The organism is Acidovorax sp. sic0104 (genome assembly GCF_019219095.1).
Taxonomy (GTDB): Bacteria; Pseudomonadota; Gammaproteobacteria; order Burkholderiales; family Burkholderiaceae_C; genus Acidovorax.
The window spans coordinates 1-16,205 of sequence record NZ_JAHUWH010000001.1 but is presented as its reverse complement, the minus strand read 5'-3'; the positions used below and the strand labels follow the sequence as shown (position 1 = coordinate 16,205).

The window sequence follows — 16,205 nt, the reverse complement described above, 5'->3', positions numbered from 1 at the left end:
GCTGTACGCGAGGGTTAGCGTCAGCCGTTGCAAGTTTGTAACACACACGCATGCGAGCGCCGGACGTTCGTTAAGTCGCGCCATTGTTTAGCCCTCGCCGGCCGCAGTGGGAAAGCGACATCCGCACGGGGCAGAAGCTTCTGGAGCACACGGGTGCGACAGCGACCATGAGCTACACCCGCGCCCTCAATTTGGGCGGTGGCGCCGTACGGAGTCCGCTGGACAACCGGACCCGCAGCGTTCAGCCCTATAGCAGGCGCTCGTGAACTTCGGCAATCAGCCTAAGGCCGACGCGCTTGGCAGGTGGCGACCGAGAGCCGGGATTTCCGTTAGGAGAAGCGGGATGACACAGGCGACTTTGTTTGACGAAGGGCCGATCAAGTCCTCCATTGAGGGACTGGTCTAGTGAGCCTGAGCTCCTGAGCCTTGGCGAAGAAGAGCTGATCAAAATCATCCAGACCCTGCCGCTGCATGCGGCGCGGTACAAGCACTACTTGGCCAGTTGACGGGTGGTGAGCTTTGGTGGGTCGCAGGACTTCGATGCGAACCAACTGCTGGGTGTGCGTGCTGGCGTGCGCCATCTCTTTCAGGCCGAGTTGTGGCGTGACGACGACTTCTATCTGAAAGTGCAGGGGGGCTGTGGACGTGCTGTCGCCTGGGCAGGTGTGGGGTAAGCCGCCAGCGAATCCACGTTGAAAATTCTGCGAAATTCGCATGAACCAGGCCCCGCCATCTAGACACATTCAAGCTTCTCGCGGATCAAATGTCATCGCATCGACAGTCACAACCGAAGTGCCTGCCTAGCATGTCGGAATGATCCCTTCACCATCTCGTCCAGGGCACCCTACGCACTCCTCCAGGCTGAGTTCGAATACGTCCCTGACAGCGCCAGAACTGCAGCATGCCGTGGATTGGGCCATTGTCTCGCGGCGCAGTATCCGGTCATTTCTGCCAACCCCAGTCGAGCGCGACAAGTTGCTGGGCATCCTGGATGTGGCCCGCTACGCAGCATCAGGTATGAACACGCAGCCATGGCGGGTGCACGTGCTCATGGGTGCACCCAAGCAAAAGCTGAGCGATGCCATCACCGCGCTGCACGACGATGGGCAGGCCTGTGCAGGCCTGACCGAGCCCTACCACTACTACCCGCTCGACTGGGTGTCGCCCTACGTGGACCGTCGCCGCAAGGTAGGCTGGGACCTGTATGGATTGTTGGGCATCGGCAAGAACGATAAGGCACGCATGCACGCGCAGCATGGCCGCAACTACCGCTTCTTCGATGCGCCGGTAGGGCTGATCTTCACGGTAGACCGTGTTATGCAGGCCGGCAGCCTGATGGACTACGGCATGTTCCTGCAGAGCGTGATGGTGGCCGCCCGAGCGCGTGGGCTCGATACCTGCCCCCAGGTGGCGTTCACCAGGTTCCACGCGGCCATCCACTCCGAGCTTGGCATTCCCTACAGCGAGATGGTCGTGTGCGGCATGAGCCTGGGCTACGCCGACCCCGCCAGCGTGGAGAACTCTCTGGTGACGGAGCGCGAGAGCGTGGAGTCGTTCACCACTTTCCATGAATGACAACGACACAGGAGACATCCGCGTGCACGCCACCTATCACCCAACCCCATCGTCCAGCCCCTACCAGCGCGGTCTGGGACGCACCCCCGCCAATCACCGGCCACTCACGCCATTGGGCTTTCTGGATCGCAGCGCGCAGGTCCATCCTGACGGCATTGCCGTAGTGCATGGGGGCGCCACACAGACCTGGGCCCAGACGCGCGAGCGCGCCTACCGTCTGGCCAGCGCGCTGGCGCTACGCGGGGTGCAGCGCGGCGATACAGTGGCCATCCTCGCGCCCAACACGCCGGCCATGCTGGAGGCACATCTGGGCATTCCCCTGTGCGGCGCGGTCATCAACGCCATCAACTGCCGGCTTGATGCAGAGGGCATCGCCTTCATCCTGCAGCACGGCGAGGCGCGCGTTCTGCTCGTGGACAGCGAATTCATGGCGCTGGCTGAAAAGGCCATCGCGGGGCTGGCCCATGCGCCGCTGGTCGTCGTTGTTCACGACACAGGCATGCACGGGCAATCCGGCTTCGCCGCGTTGGAGTACGAGGCGCTGCTGGCCGAAGGCGACCCGGCATTCGAGGGCGTGTGGCCCGAGGACGAATGGGAGCCCATCGCGCTGAACTACACCTCGGGCACCACCGGCGACCCCAAAGGCGTGGTGCCCAGCCACCGCGGTGCCTACCTCATGAGCCTGCTGCAGCTGACCGACTGGTCCATGCCCCGCAGCCCGGTCTACCTGTGGACACTGCCCATGTTCCACGCCAACGGCTGGTGCTTCACCTGGGCGATCACGGCAGCGGCGGGCACGCACGTGTGCTTGCGCAAGGTATCGGCCAAAGCCATCTTCGAGGCCATTGCCGAGCATGGCGTGGACCACTTCTGTGCCGCGCCGACCGTGCTGGCCATGCTGGCCAACGCGCCGCAGAACGAGCGCATCGTGCTGCCGCGCAGGGTGCGGGTTCTCACGGCAGGGTCGCCGCCGCCCGCCGCCATCCTGCAGGAGATTGCTGCCATGGGCTTCGACGTGGACCATGTGTATGGCATCACCGAAGTCTCGGGTACGCCCGTGAGCTGCGTGCGGCAACCCGGCTGGGACGCCCTGCCAGCGGCAGGCCGCGCACGGCTGCAGGCCCGCCAGGGCGTGCGGGCTGCCGCGCTGGAGCACCTGCGCGTGCTGCACCCCGACACATTGCAGCCTGTACCGGCGGATGGAGTAACGGCCGGTGAGATCATGATTCGAGGCAACACGGTGATGAAGGGCTACCTCAAGAACCCCTCAGCCACGGCCAAGGCATTCGAGGGCGGCTGGTTCCACACCGGGGACATCGCGGTGCTGCACCCCGATGGCTACGTTCAGATCACCGACCGCTCCAAGGACGTCATCATTTCGGGCGGTGAGAATATCTCGTCCGTCGAGGTGGAGGACGTTCTGCACCGCCACCCGGCAGTGATGCTGGCCGCCGTGGTCGCCCAGCCCGACGAACGCTGGGGCGAAGTCCCTTGCGCCTTTGTCGAGCTCAAGCCGGACGCGGTGGGCACGGTGAGCGCCGAGGAGCTGATCACGTTCTGCCGCGAGAACCTGGCTCGCTTTAAGTGCCCGCGGCAGGTCGTGTTCCACGCGCTTCCCCGCACGGCGACCGGCAAGATCCAGAAATTCCGCCTGCGTGAAATCGCGGGTAGCCAAGATGCGATCACCCGGCTGGCGCAGCTTCCAGCCGAGGGGGCACCCGAAGGCCTCAGCCTTCCCGCGCAATAGCTTGCAGCGCCTTGAGGTCGATCACTTCAATCGACCCGTAGCCCAGGCGGATCGCGCCACGATCCTGCAGCTCTTGAAGCGCCCGGTTGGCCACTTGGCGCGACACGCCCGACAGTCGTCCCAGCTCTTCCTGTGACAGCGTGATGCGTCGCGCGGTGGTGGGAAACAGTGCGTCGTTGAAGAGGCCTGACAGGCTATAGGCCACCTGCGCCGTCGTGTCCCCCAGCCTATCCGTCTGCACCTGCGCGACATAGTGCGCCAGACGGGCGTTCAACTGCGCGATCAGCCAAAGCGCGAACGGATGGCTCTCATGCAGCAGGCGAAGAAACTCGGCGCGCGGTAGAAGCGCCACCACGCTGTCCGTAAGCGCCGTCACGGCGTATGGACGGGGTTCGTCTTTCAACACCGACCCTTCGCCAAACCAAGCGCCCGAAGGGACTCCAGCAAAGGTACTGATGCGGCCTTCTTCGGTGATGTTGTCGAGCTTCAGCATTCCGTCCATCACCCCGGCCCAATGTGATGACGGGGTGCCCCTTGTAAAAACCGCAGTTCCAGCTGGATAGCTGCGCACGGTGATCGCCTTGCGCACGCGGCGAGCTTCGTCTTCAGTCAGTGACGCCGTCCATGAAGACTGGGAGAGAAATGCGTCGAGTGGCTCCTGGCTCATGGGGTTTTTGGCATGCAACAAACACTGCCTGAATTCTGCAAGCAATCAACGCCCGCCACCATGGGAGTGATACCGACGACTGACGACTTCATCACAGTAGAGGTGTATGTCCAGAAGGGATGGCGCTGGCCAGGCTCGCGCTACGAGAAAACACCTCGGCCTGTTCAGCACTGCCCGCAGGCCTGCTGCATGGCTGATGGAATCAGCGTTGCGTCAAATGGCACTATGCGCGGGGAAGTCTACAGACGCCCATCAGAGATGAAGCGAAGCGCGTGAGGTCCACCGTGCGCTTGAAGGCGTAGTCAATCGCTCACGCGATAGCGGAGCATTCCGGCACGGGGACCGCACCCTGTGGCCTCGTTGCGTGATCTGCCCGACTGCTTCCATCCTCTATTGGGCCTCAGGCTCGAGACTCGAGGTGTCGAGTACGGCCGAGGGGAATTCACCCTTGGTGTGTAAGAGAAGGTGGGCGACAGTGCTGGATAAAGCCCCTAATTAAGCAGTGGATTTGATGTTGCCACTCTGCAGGCGGGCCAAGACTTTTTTTGCACAAAGCGTTTTGTTGAGCCTTCAACAAAAGCTATAGGCCACGCAGCGTCGACCGGGGCTCCGACCGTTTTGTACAGCCCATATGACGGCGGAAATCACACAGAATTCAAGCCTGTGCAGAGAGATTCGACTCGACGCACAACGAAAAAGCCCCGCTGCCTTTCGGCAAACGAGGCTAATTCTGGAACCAATCGCGAGAGTACTCGGTGGATCCTGTCCTGGCAGACGGATGCATTCTACTGAGCATGACATTGCTTAGCTAGTACCCCGGTTCTATCGGGTGTGCGCGCGGAGCACTGCCTCGAGCGATTGGCGACTTTTCACAATTTGAAAGACGACCATGAAGTCACATAACTCAGAAGATCACCTCCTCAGGCTCAACGCCGTTCTCGCCCGCTTTCCTGTCAGCCGATCAACTTGGTATGCCGGGGTCAAGACGGGCCGGTATCCTGCTCCTGTCAAGCTGGGGCTTCGCGCCACCGCATGGCGGGCAGCAGACATAGCGGCCCTCATCGAACTGGGCGCACGAAAGGAGGGCGATCTTGACCGCAGCTGACTCGACCACTCTGCCCGATGCCTCTGATGTAAGCGCCTCAAGCACAGTTCTGCGCATGAAGAAACTGAAGCGCGAGGGCATCATCAAGAGCGCGTCTCAGCACAATCTGCGGGACAACCATGCGCAGCTGGATCGTATCGACCCGACGCGTACCGCTCAGAACGTAGTCCTTGCCGGTCCTAGTGATGCAGAGGGGGTCAATCGTCGCGCGAATGCACTCATGGCGGAGGCAGGCGTGCGGAAGTTGCGAGTCGACGCAGTGCGGGCCCTCGAACTCCTTTTCTCCCTTCCGGCCGGCCATGCTGGCGCCTCCGGCGGTTTTTTCCCCGCCTGTCTGCAGTGGGCGCGTGACAAGTACGGGAGTGAGCAGATCCTCAGTGCGGTGGTCCACCTCGATGAGCGTGCGCCGCATATGCATGTACTTGTTCTCCCACTGTGCGAAGGCAAGATGAATGGGTCCAGGTTGATGGGCAACGCTGCTCAGCTGCGCGCGGCGCATCGAGCTTTCCACCAGCAGGTAGGAAAGCGCTACGGTCTGCGACCGCCTCTGGGGCGCCTTTCGGCGGCGGACAGGGATCGGGCATTTCAGATGGTGCTGGATGAGCTTGAGCGTCGTCAGGATCCGCTGCTGCGATCACCACTCCGCCCTCAGCTCATCCACTGGATCAGGCAAGCGCCCGAGCTCTGCTTCCCTACGCTCGGCATCGAGCTCGCACCTAAGGCGAAGAAGCTGCGCACCATGGAAAAGATCTTTACCAGCAAGGGCAGGGGGCCCAAGTTCGAAGATCCGACCAAGTAACCCAACCTGAGATCAAATCCTACACCTGTGTAGGCTTTTCCTTCGACGCAATATCGATCTTTTCACTCCACGATCACCATGCCCACCTCCGCATCTTCTGTGCCTGCCAACACGGGGGCCTCTACGCCCATCGATCCGCTGTTGGCCGCGCGGACCGTACTCGGCGGTGGATTTCTTAGCGCATTGGTTGCCAAGGAGTTCGCGTTTTCCGAGGCGGCAGCATTTGGCGCTGATGACCTGCTCAAGGCGCTGGATGCTCAAGCCGATCTGATCGGAAACGGCGACTTGTCCCAGGCGGAGGGGAAGCTTTTCGCCCAGGCCTGCGCGCTGGAGAGCATCTTCGCCGAGATGGCCAGGCGTGCCGCTGCGAACGTGGGCAGCAACCTCGATGTGGCTGAGCGCTACCTGCGCCTCGCCCTCAAGGCGCAGAACCAGAGCCGCGCGACCTTGGAAGCCCTCGCAAATGTCAGGCGTCCGCCGGCATTGTTCGCCCGCCAAGCCAACATCGCGCATGGGCCGCAGCAAGTGAACAATGCCGGGGAGCGTAGCCCCGCACGCCGGGCCACATCGCGAGCTCGGAAAAAAATAGATTCTCGGCCAAACGAACTATTAGAGGAGTCGGCGCGTGGCAGCTCGACAGTGGACACCCGCGCAGCGCGAGAAGCAGCGCGAGGCAATCAAGCGGTGGAAGCCGTGGATGCAGTCAACAGGCCCGACAAGCGCGGAGGGGTTGGCTGAGTCATCTCGCAACGCCTTCAAGGGTGGCCGTCGCGCAGCTCTTCGTGATGAGCTGAAACAGGTGCGAAACCTCCTGCGGGACCTCGAGCTGATGGACGTCACCAGAAATTGATGCGCGAACAGGGGCCTGTCCCTCCTGCCTACATCGCTCATGCGTACGGCTGTGAAACGGTGCCTGCGCACAACGAAATCGCGCGCACCCCCATGGTGATCCACAGCACCTGGACCTGGGACAGCCCGCCCCCAAACCCCTGTCGACCGAAGCCTCACACAAGGCGTTCTGCTCACAGCGCCCATTTAGACATGACGTTCACGCACACTTTGCCACTGGCCCCTCGCGGGGCCTGGATCGTAGTCGACGAGGGCACCAGCGGCGAACATCATCCTCGGATTTCGACTGCGGCACAAAATGTGAATGCACAGAATGTGGGCGAGGTACTGCGTGCGCATGTGCTCGAAGGGCGGGAGGATACGTCGCTTGCCGTGCACCGGCTGGCAGGGGATTCATCAGGCTACAATTGAGAATAGTTCTCAATACATAGAATTGCCTTGCCTCCCGCTGCTGCCGCCTCCCAGGAAGAAAGCCTGCACTCGCTCTACGTGGCGCACCACGGCTGGCTGCAGGGCTGGCTGCGGCAGCGGCTGGACAACCGCGACGAGGCGGCCGACCTGGCTCAGGACACCTTCGTCAATGTGATCTCGGCGGGCGTGGCTGCGCGCATCCAGGAGCCGCGGCCTTTTCTGGCCACGGTGGCGCGGCGCCTGCTGATCCAGCAGCATCGCCGCCGCCTGCTCGAGCGGGCCTACCTGGACACGCTGGCCGCGCTGCCGGCCGAACTGGCGCCATCGCCAGAGCAGCGACTGATCGCCCTGCAGTCGCTACAGGTGCTGGACCATGTGCTCGACTGCCTGCCCGCGCGGGCACGCGAGGTGTTTCTGCTGGCCCAGCTCGAAGGGCTGACGCATGCGCAGATCTCCACGCGACTCGGTATCTCGCTGGCCACGCTCAAGCGCGACCTGGCGCTGGCGCTGGGCCGCTGCTTTCTGCTGGAGCTGGCGCCATGACGGGCACATCTGCTCCCCTCGCTGCGCCGCAGCGCTTGTCTGCCCCGCCCGCCGCATCGGGCGTGCGGGCCGGCGGGCTACCGCTGGCGCCCGAGGTGGCGCAGGCGGCCGTGCAGTGGTTCGTGCTGCTGAGCTCGGGCGAGGCGGGCGCACAGGATCGCTCGAACTGGCAGGCCTGGCTGGGCGCGCATGCGGACCATGCACGCGCCTGGCAGCACCTGGCTGCCGTCACCCAGGCGCTGCCGGGGCTGAACGCGGGCGGTGCCGCCTACCACGGGCTGACGGCGGCGCCACGCGGCCGGCGCCGGCAGCTGCTGGGCCTGGCCACCGCATTGGTGGTGGCGCCCACCGCCTGGCTGGCCTGGCGCCAGCAGCCCTGGCAGCACCTGCAGGCCGACTATGCCAGCGGCACAGGCGAGCGGCGCACCGTCACCCTGCCCGACGGCACGGTGCTGACCCTGGGCACGGCCAGTCGTGTGGTGCTGCACTTCAACGCGATGCAGCGCCAGGTGAGTCTGCTGGCCGGGGAGGTGATGGTGGCCACCGGGCACCCCGGTGGTGCTCTGGGCGAACGGCCGTTCGTGGTCGAGACCGAACAGGGCCGTATCCGGCCGCTGGGCACGCGCTTCAGCGTGCGCCAGGAGCCGGCCGAAACCCGTGTGGCCGTACTGCAAGGCGCGGTGGAGCTGGAACCCCAGGGCGGGGCTACCCCGCTGCGCGTGGAGGCCGGCCAGGCCGCATGGCTGCGCGCCGATGCCGCGCACGGCCTGCGCGCCGCGGTGCCGGGCGACACGGCCTGGAGCCAGGGCCTGCTAGTGGTAGAGAACCAGCGACTGGACGACTTCCTGGTCGAATTAGGCCGTTACCGCCGCGGCTGGCTGCGCGCTCACCCGGCCGTGGCGGGCCTGCGCCTGTCGGGCGTGTTTCCCCTAGGACCGCAGGCCGACACCGACGCCGTGCTGGCCCTGCTTCCCAACTCGCTGCCAGTGCAGGTGCGCACGCGCGCGCAGTGGTGGGTGGTGGTGGAGCCGCAGGAGTAGACAGTGCCCCGCGCAGCGGGATGACACCGCCCCGCGGTCGGGCATGAGCTGTTTTGGCGTCTCGCGCGTCCCTCTCTGGTGAGCTGATTTTCTTTCGCAACCAGAAACCGGAACCCGAGGATCTTCGACATGAGGGACACCCCCGCACGCAACCAGACGTTGCGCCCTATCGCAACCCCTATGCCCCGTACACATCTGCATCGCGTGGCATGCGCCATCACCGTGCTGCTGGCCAGCACGGCCTGGGCACAGGCGCAGGCGTCTGCCGCACCTCCGGCTGCTGCGACAAATTCTGCAGCCGCGCAGCTGGCATTCGACATTCCTGCCGGCCCGCTCGATGCGGCGCTGCGCAGCGTGGCCGTGCATGCCGGTGTGGCGCTGACCTTCACGCCCGAGCAGACGGCCGGCCTGCGAAGTCCCGGCGTGCGCGGCAGTCACAGCGTGGAAGGCGGGTTTGCCGCCGTGCTGGCCGGCACGCCACTGCAGGCGGTGCGTCAGGCCAACGGCGGCTACGCACTGCGCGCGCTGCCCGCCGCGGGCACGGCGCCACGCGCTCCCAGCGCCACAGCCTCCCTGGCTGAGGTGCGCGTGGACGCTCGGGCGGACCGTGCCTCCACCAGCGACGGCAGCAGCTCCTACGCTGCGGCGCGCCTGGGCATCGGCGGCATGGCGCAAAAGCCGCGCGAGGTGGCGCAGACAGTGAGCGTTATGACGCGCCAGCGCATGGAAGACCAGCAATTGACCAGCCTGCGCGATGTGGCCGAGCAGACGCCCGGCGTGACGGTGCAGCAGACCAGCTCGGTCATCGAAAGCTACTATGCGCGTGGTTTCAAGATCACCAACCTCAAGGTGGACGGAGGCGCCGGCCTGTACCACGGCTACCTGTTCAACGCCGTGCCCGATGCGGCCCAGTTCGAGCAGGTGGAGGTGCTGCGCGGTGCGGACGCGCTGTTCTCCGGCTCGGGCGAGCCGGGCGGCGCCATCAACCTGGTGCGCAAGCGCCCCACGCGCGAACCGCAGGTGGAGGTGATGCTTTCGGCCGGCCGTTGGAACACGCTGCGCAGCGACGTCGATGTGTCCGGCCCGCTGACGCAAGACCGGCGCCTGCGCGGACGTGCCGTGCTCTCGTACCGCGAGACCGACAGCTTCCAGCGCGGCGGCGACAGCGATGCCGCCCTGCTCTACGGCGTGCTCGAATGGGACGCCACTCCCGACACCCTGGTCACCTTGGGTGCCAGCCACGACCGGCGGCACGACCCCTACGTGGGCAACGGCCTACCGCGCGCCACCAACGGTGCCGACCTCAAGCTGCCGCGCAGCATCTACCTGGCCAGCGACTGGAGCCACTTCAACCGCGAGGTGAACACCGCCTTTGCCAAGCTCGAGCAGCAGCTGGTCGGAGGCTGGTCGCTGGCGCTCAACGCGATGCACGTGGGCCAGCGCGACGACCGGGCTGGCGTGGGCTGGGCCACCGCCATCGCGCCCACTACCGGGCGCGGCGGAGTCAGCCAGCCCACGAGCTACCGCTACACGGCCGACCAGAGCACCGTGGACGTGACGCTCAAGGGCCGCTTCGACCTGCTGGGCCGCAACCACGAGCTGCTGGCCGGCGGCAACTGGCAGCGCGTGGAATCGACCGCGCTCGGCCGGCGCTCGTCCACGATGTATACGCTGGAAAACATCTTCGCGTTCAATCCTGCGGCCTATCCCGACCCGGGCAACCACGTGCCGTTCTTCGACTACCCGAACTACGGCATCGAGCAGAGCGGAGTGTTCGGCGTGGCGCGGCTGCAGCTGGCCGACCGGCTCAAGCTCATCGCCGGCGCGCGCCACAGCCGCCACGCCTATGACTATATCTACCGCGACCTGAACGCTCAGGGCCGGCCCACGAGCAACCAGGTCACCCATTACCAGGAGAGTGGCATCACCACCCCCTACGGCGGCCTCACCTACGACCTCGACGGCCGCTGGACCGCTTATGCCAGCTTGGCCGAGACCTACAAGTCGCAGGCCGACCGGCTCAAGGGGCCGTTGCCGGGCTCGCCGCTGGACGCCATCACCGGCCGCAACGCCGAGGTCGGCATCAAGGGCGAACTGCTCGACGGCCGCCTGGACGTTGCCGCCGCGCTCTACCACATCAGGCGCAACGGCGAGGCGGTGCGCGACAGCGCCTATCCCACCACGCCGGGCGAGCTGGGCAGTAACTGCTGCTGGCTGGACGATGGCCGCATCGTGAGCCAGGGCCTGGACCTGGAAGCCAGCGGCGAGCTGCGCCCCGGCTGGCTGCTGAGCGCTGGCTACACCTTCAACAGCAACAGCAACAAGGCCGACAACGGGCGCTACAGCAGCATCACGCCGCGACACCTGCTCAAGCTGTTTACCAGCGTGCGCCTGCCGGGCGACGCATCGGCCTGGCGCGTGGGCGGCGGCGTCAACGTGCAGAGCGCCACCTACGTGGCGGGTACGGCTGCAGTGCTGGACGCCAACGGCCAGTCCACGGGGCGCACCACGCCCTTCCAGTTCCGTGAGCCCGGCCGCGCGGTGTGGGACCTGTTCGCCGAGTACCGCATCAACCGCCACTGGTCGGCCATGTTCAACGTGCGCAACGTGTTCGACAAGACCTACTACCAGACGGTGGGCACCTCGGGCTACGGCAACTGGTACGGTGAGCCCCGCTATGCGAGCGTGACGCTGCGCGGCATGTTCTAGCCCAGGGCGCGCGCAGGCGGGGCCATGGATCTCAATGCGGCAGAAGTGCCAGCAGGTGCTCCCAGCTCATGCTGGTGCTGCGTGCGTCGTTGGCCACCGGCACACGTCGTACCGCCCGCAACTGGTTGGGGCCCGCTGCCGGTGTGATAGTGGCCGTGCCGTCGGCCACCCTGGTGACCGCGGCGCTTTTTTTCACCGAGCGACAGGCGGATGCGCTCGATGGGCTGGCCTTCGAACAGCACGCGCAGGGGCTCGCCCGCGTGGGGGTATCCGCCTCCAGTGCCACGATCTCGAACTGCGGGCCCAGCGGCTGCTTGGCGATCATGCCCCACTGAAGGATGGTTTTATGAACCTTGAGCGCATGCACGCCGCTCTTGGCGCCAGGGTTCTCGCAGCGCGAGAAGCACCGAATGCAGACGCCTCTGCGACGAGGTGTAGGCGCTGATCAGCTTGTTGCCAGAGGGATTGGACCCCACGTAGCGCCAGGACCAAAAATCGCCTTGCAGTGCGAACACTCTTGGTCCGTGAGCATCAGTGGTTTCGAGCAGTTTGGGCAAGTCGCCTTCTGCTGAGGTGCACTTGACGTTGCGGTCGCCGACGCCGATGTGTTTGCGTTCGCTGGACCATCGCCCTCTGCGAGCTTGCACCTGGTGCGGGCAAGTTCATCTACCCGGGCACCAAGATAGAACACTTTGGCCTTGATCTCGTCACCTTGAGCCTGGACGAATGAGCGAGCCCACAGTCCCGGGCGGCGCCCTGGTCCGTCGAACTCCGCCAAGGCTTGCGCCCAGTGATCCTCGTCGGTCACGGTTTCGCTTGCCGCTGAACTGTGGATGGCCGGGTGGACATGCTGGCGAGCCGGCGCTTGTGCAGACGGAACCTCGCGTTGTTCCCTCGTAAGTGCACTGGGCGGCGCCGCGACCACGGCCATCATCGCATCGTCGCTGCGAATCCGGTGTTCGAAGGTCACGCGCACTCGACGCGAAAGGTTGAGATACGTGACCGAGGTGGCGCAGGAAATGGCCCACAGGATCGACATCTCGCTCAGCGTGGCGGTGTTGCCGTCGAAGGGGGCCAGGACCAACTGCACGACAGCGGTGGCGGGAAAACCTATGATCAGAATCCAGCTCGTCATCACACGGAATGCTGCCGGCTTGGCAAGCATCATCCAGAGAACGACAGTAGTTTGAAGGACCTGGGCCCCTAGTGCAGTTTTGTAGAAGCGCACGAGGGGGATCCCGAGCTCGAACATCTGGCTGAGAGTCAGCCCTGCATCCTTAGCCATCGAACCCGCATCGCCCAGCGACTTGACAGCAGCGAGAAGCATGCCGACTGCAAACAGCAGCAGCCAGCCCCGCACGCCGTATAGAGGGTGCTTCCTGGCCTCTTCTTGGGAGACTTCAATCCACGCGGAAGATGGGGCCATAGTGATACTCCTACTGCCCAATCAGCAGGTCGAAGAGGCGGCCTTCATTGGTCTGGCATTGACCCTGGCCGCGCCACGCCACCACGGGGCCGAAGACGCATCGCAGCACCTTGCCTTCAGGAGACGTGAGCAGTGCTTGCCCGCTGCCGTCAGTGACCATCACCGTGCTGATGCCAACCCGGGTGCCCGTCATGGCGGTGCCGAAGCCGGCGGAAACTCCCTGCACGAAGCTCCCGCGGTACAGCACGCCGTCCACATTGATCTCCAACGACTTGGACAGCTGGTCGTACCGGCCTGAGTGGACCTTGCCATCTTCCACGAGCTTGAGGTGCCCAGTGCATCCCGCCAATTGGATGAGCGCGAGGACGGTGAGTGCGTTCCTCGCAAGACTTTTTGCTTTCATATCCGCTCCGTCATTTGGTTGCTGTTACATGAAATCTTCGAATTTCGTAGAGAAATTTTATGGCGAATTTACGAAATTCGAAGGGTGTCTTCCACGATTGTTCAGCAGCCGGCCAAAGCGTCCAGATCGACCACATTCGGTCGGCGCATGCGCATGGCACGCGAGCGCCTAGGGATGCCGCAGGACCGTCTTGGGGTGGCCATTGGCATCGATGAAGGCAGCGCCAGTGCACGCATGAGCCGCTATGAAACCGGCGTGCATGAGCCGCAGATTGCGACGGCGCGCTTGATCGCCAAGGCGCTCAAGGTGCCTTTGCCATATCTCTACTGCGATGACGAGGTCCTCGCAGAGCTCATCCTCGCAGTCGCAGCATTGCCAGCTACCGACAAGCAGCGGTTGCTTGAATCTTTGGCGAGCTACCACGTGCGACCACTTGGCAAGACCTCTTAAGCGCGCTTCGTTTGATGTCGACAACGGGAGCGGTGTCGTGCAAGGCCCTCCGCGGTCCGCAACGGCATCAACCACTGATCGGGGTGATCGATCAGGTGGTTCGGCGCGATTGGCACCTCTTCGGGGCCGTGGTTCCGCATCACCAGCCAGGGTCGATCGTCGACTGGGAAGATCAACCAACAATAGCGCGCGTAGTATTTGCTATGTGCGGCCGGCCCCTGCAATCGCACGATGCGGCCAATGTTGGCCTTGCAACCGGGTTCGTCATGGATCACTAGCGCGAGGTCGCCTGCTCGGCATTTCAATTTCATGTTCTTGCCGTTCTGCAGCCCTGTGGCGTGCCTATGGACTGCGAACGACGCCGTATGGCAGCTGGTCGGGGGCGGTGCAAGTTGAGCCTGCCCGATAGGCTTCGTAGTACACGAGCAAGCTCGATCTGCTCGGGGATGCACTGGGTGACTACGGCCAAGCGTCGAGCGCGGGCCAGCGTGAAGTTTCCAAGCTCATGCATGAGCTGCTCCTCTTTAGCAGCGATGGCGTGGTGCCGGGGGCTGCAATTCGGACGGAAATCCCCCCAGTCAACTTCCCCAGAATGGGTGGCAGACCAAGCCAGAAACGAAAAATCCCTCACGAGGAGGGATGACGCTGCACGGGCTTCGTTGCCTTGATGGGGCCACATCGCCATTTGGCGGACCACCTTGCCCCGGAGGCAGGTTGGTGCGAGCGTCAGCCCGACTCTTGATGTGGGTTCATTCTAGACGGACTCTGCAGCCCTTTGCAAGACTCCGCGATGCGGCCATTCCGGTGGGGAAATCGATCGGCTTCGGTGGTTCAAACGGTCCTATTCGGCATCGCGTGGTCACGTCACGACACTGCTATAGCGTGCTGCGCCTCGCTCGTTTCCGGTAGTGCCTTTGGTAACAATTTTCGCGCATGAGGCTTATGCGCGATTTCTCGCTTCCCCAGTAAGCTGTATCGGTAAAGCGCGAGTGGGTGGAGTCGAGACGAGCGGGTAGGCGCTCCGACACAATAATTTTTTATAGCTGTAAATTTTGTACAGTTGGTTGAAAATTTTTGTGCATAGTGCGGGCGCGGAAAAAAAGACTGATGCTATGCCTTAAGTCCAAGGCTAACCAGGTAGCCATCATTGAAACCGTGCACCGAAATATATCTCGTGCTCGGGTGTGGCGGTCGAGAAAATAATTCTGTTGGGAGGGAGTGGTTGTGATTGTTCGTATTCTGAAATATTCCAAGGCCGTTTTCTTGTCTTTCAAGAATGCGGTTTTTTTGATGGCGCTGTCTTTGTTTTTATGTATTGCGATTAATCCGGCGCATGCGGGGATGCGGCCGGCCAATGAATTTCAGGTGCCGAACTATCATCACAATCATGACCCGGCTTTAGATAAGTGGTTTCCAAGCAAGGACGCTGCATGTCGAGATATGTTCGCTAAAGAGGTGGGGGAATATGAAAAGTATAATCCGGGACTCTTGGGTTATCGCTATGTGGGGCCTGTAGATACCCCGCGCCCTTGGTACGGGACCTATGCTGGTGATTGCGTCTATTTCACGATTAATCCCTGGAGTGGAGAAGCTAGGCATAATCAATCTCTGGCAGTAAAGCTCGTTCCGTACTGCCCCGCAAATAGTACTGCGATCAACGGCACGTGCGAGTGCAACCCCGGATATCAGGAAGATAACGCAGCTGGTATGTGTCGAGCGGCCGGCAACCCGCCTCCTAATAATCCGCCAAAAAATGAGCCACCTCAATATTGCCCTGCCTTCGGCGGTGGCGGCTCTGGCGGTAATTTCTCTTTCTCCGATGGCGGGTCTGCGGGCCGTCCCATATTGCCCGCATCTGGCGAGAAATTCCGTTCAGAAACCGACTGGTCAGGTGACGGTGCGGACGCTCTCTATCTGAGCCGCACGTACCGCAGCTCTTGGGCCACAGACACTAGCCGCGCAACAGACAACCTGGGCATGGTCTGGGACCACAACCACCGCGTGGTCCTCACCGTTGAACCGTACAGTTTCCCCAATACCGCTCCCGCCACAGTGTCAGTAACCTTCGGCGGCGACTCCCTCAAAGCCTTCGCCAAAAACACCTCCACAGGCGCTTGGACCGCCACCAACAACGCGGACACCCTGCTGTCGGACACCACCGGCTGGACGCTGCAAACCACCAGCGACGGCAGCACCCTGCGCTTCTCCTTGGAAGGCAAGCTCCTCACCAAGACCGCCCGCAACGGCTGGGTCACCACCTACACCTACAACAACTCCGGCCGCCTGGCCACCGTTACCAACGCCTTCGGCCGCAGCCTGACGTTCGCCTATGGCCCCCAGGGCGACAAGCTCACCTCCGTGACCGCCTCGGACGGCAGCGTCATCGGCTACGCCTACGACAGTGCAGGGCGCCTGGCCACGGTCACCTACCCAGGCAACACCACCCGCCAGTTCCTCTACGAGAATACCGCCTTCCCCCAC

15 protein-coding genes and 1 riboswitch are annotated in these 16,205 nt (G+C 63.5%); of the genes, 11 read left to right on the top strand and 4 right to left on the bottom strand.

Annotated features, from left to right (window positions below):
* Positions 1-813: 813 nt before the first annotated feature.
* Both KW835_RS00075 and KW835_RS00070 read left to right on the top strand, forming a co-directional pair.
* A complete protein-coding gene (locus KW835_RS00075) occupies positions 814-1,575 on the top strand; it encodes a nitroreductase (protein WP_218380261.1) in 762 nt (253 codons plus the stop codon).
* Positions 1,568-3,322 carry an AMP-binding protein gene (locus tag KW835_RS00070; RefSeq protein ID WP_218380260.1) on the top strand — a complete coding sequence of 585 codons (1,755 nt, stop codon included), beginning with the start codon at positions 1,568-1,570 and terminating at the stop codon, positions 3,320-3,322. The genes KW835_RS00075 and KW835_RS00070 overlap by 8 nt, the downstream gene beginning before the upstream one ends.
* Here the strand turns inward: KW835_RS00070 and KW835_RS00065 are convergent.
* Positions 3,303-3,989, bottom strand: coding sequence for a Crp/Fnr family transcriptional regulator (locus KW835_RS00065; protein ID WP_218380259.1), 687 nt, complete (start codon positions 3,987-3,989; stop codon positions 3,303-3,305). The two genes, KW835_RS00070 and KW835_RS00065, sit on opposite strands and share 20 nt — an antisense overlap.
* Before the next feature lie 889 nt (positions 3,990-4,878).
* On the opposite strand from KW835_RS00065, the gene KW835_RS00060 reads away from it, so the two are divergent.
* The 7 genes from KW835_RS00060 to KW835_RS00030 all read left to right on the top strand — a co-directional run bounded on the left by KW835_RS00060 (position 4,879) and on the right by KW835_RS00030 (position 11,445).
* Entirely contained in the window at positions 4,879-5,094 is a 216-nt protein-coding gene (locus tag KW835_RS00060; RefSeq protein ID WP_218380258.1) for an AlpA family transcriptional regulator, read from the top strand.
* Positions 5,081-5,893 carry a MobV family relaxase gene (gene mobV / locus KW835_RS00055; protein ID WP_255593154.1) on the top strand — a complete coding sequence of 271 codons (813 nt, stop codon included), beginning with the start codon at positions 5,081-5,083 and terminating at the stop codon, positions 5,891-5,893. The genes KW835_RS00060 and mobV overlap by 14 nt, the downstream gene beginning before the upstream one ends.
* Positions 5,894-5,971: 78 nt before the next feature.
* Complete coding sequence (locus KW835_RS00050; protein WP_218380256.1) at positions 5,972-6,631, top strand: hypothetical protein; 660 nt, start codon at positions 5,972-5,974, stop codon at positions 6,629-6,631.
* A 303-nt stretch (positions 6,632-6,934) separates the two neighbouring features.
* Positions 6,935-7,153 carry a hypothetical protein gene (locus KW835_RS00045; RefSeq protein WP_218380255.1) on the top strand — a complete coding sequence of 73 codons (219 nt, stop codon included), beginning with the start codon at positions 6,935-6,937 and terminating at the stop codon, positions 7,151-7,153.
* Between the two features lie 27 nt (positions 7,154-7,180).
* Entirely contained in the window at positions 7,181-7,696 is a 516-nt protein-coding gene (locus tag KW835_RS00040; RefSeq protein ID WP_218380254.1) for a sigma-70 family RNA polymerase sigma factor, read from the top strand.
* Entirely contained in the window at positions 7,693-8,736 is a 1,044-nt protein-coding gene (locus KW835_RS00035) for a FecR domain-containing protein (protein WP_218380253.1), read from the top strand. The genes KW835_RS00040 and KW835_RS00035 overlap by 4 nt, the downstream gene beginning before the upstream one ends.
* A gap of 180 nt (positions 8,737-8,916) precedes the next feature.
* Complete coding sequence (locus KW835_RS00030; RefSeq protein WP_218380252.1) at positions 8,917-11,445, top strand: TonB-dependent receptor; 2,529 nt, start codon at positions 8,917-8,919, stop codon at positions 11,443-11,445.
* A gap of 31 nt (positions 11,446-11,476) precedes the next feature.
* On the opposite strand, the gene KW835_RS00025 is transcribed toward KW835_RS00030, so the two are convergent.
* The 3 genes from KW835_RS00025 to KW835_RS00015 all read right to left on the bottom strand — a co-directional run bounded on the left by KW835_RS00025 (position 11,477) and on the right by KW835_RS00015 (position 13,274).
* Positions 11,477-11,770, bottom strand: coding sequence for a hypothetical protein (locus tag KW835_RS00025; protein WP_218380251.1), 294 nt, complete (start codon positions 11,768-11,770; stop codon positions 11,477-11,479).
* Between the two features lie 120 nt (positions 11,771-11,890).
* A complete protein-coding gene (locus KW835_RS00020; protein ID WP_218380250.1) occupies positions 11,891-12,871 on the bottom strand; it encodes a DUF2569 family protein in 981 nt (326 codons plus the stop codon).
* Between the two features lie 10 nt (positions 12,872-12,881).
* The gene (locus KW835_RS00015) at positions 12,882-13,274 is read right to left on the bottom strand and encodes a hypothetical protein (protein WP_218380249.1); all 393 of its coding nucleotides are present in this window, start codon (positions 13,272-13,274) and stop codon (positions 12,882-12,884) included.
* 84 nt (positions 13,275-13,358) lie between these two features.
* On the opposite strand from KW835_RS00015, the gene KW835_RS00010 reads away from it, so the two are divergent.
* Both KW835_RS00010 and KW835_RS27090 read left to right on the top strand, forming a co-directional pair.
* Entirely contained in the window at positions 13,359-13,724 is a 366-nt protein-coding gene (locus tag KW835_RS00010; RefSeq protein ID WP_339385477.1) for a helix-turn-helix transcriptional regulator, read from the top strand.
* 645 nt (positions 13,725-14,369) lie between these two features.
* A riboswitch (SAM-I-IV-variant riboswitch) is annotated at positions 14,370-14,474 on the bottom strand.
* Between the two features lie 474 nt (positions 14,475-14,948).
* Positions 14,949-16,205 (top strand): DUF6531 domain-containing protein (locus KW835_RS27090; protein WP_339385476.1); only part of this gene is annotated, 1,257 nt, incomplete at its 3' end.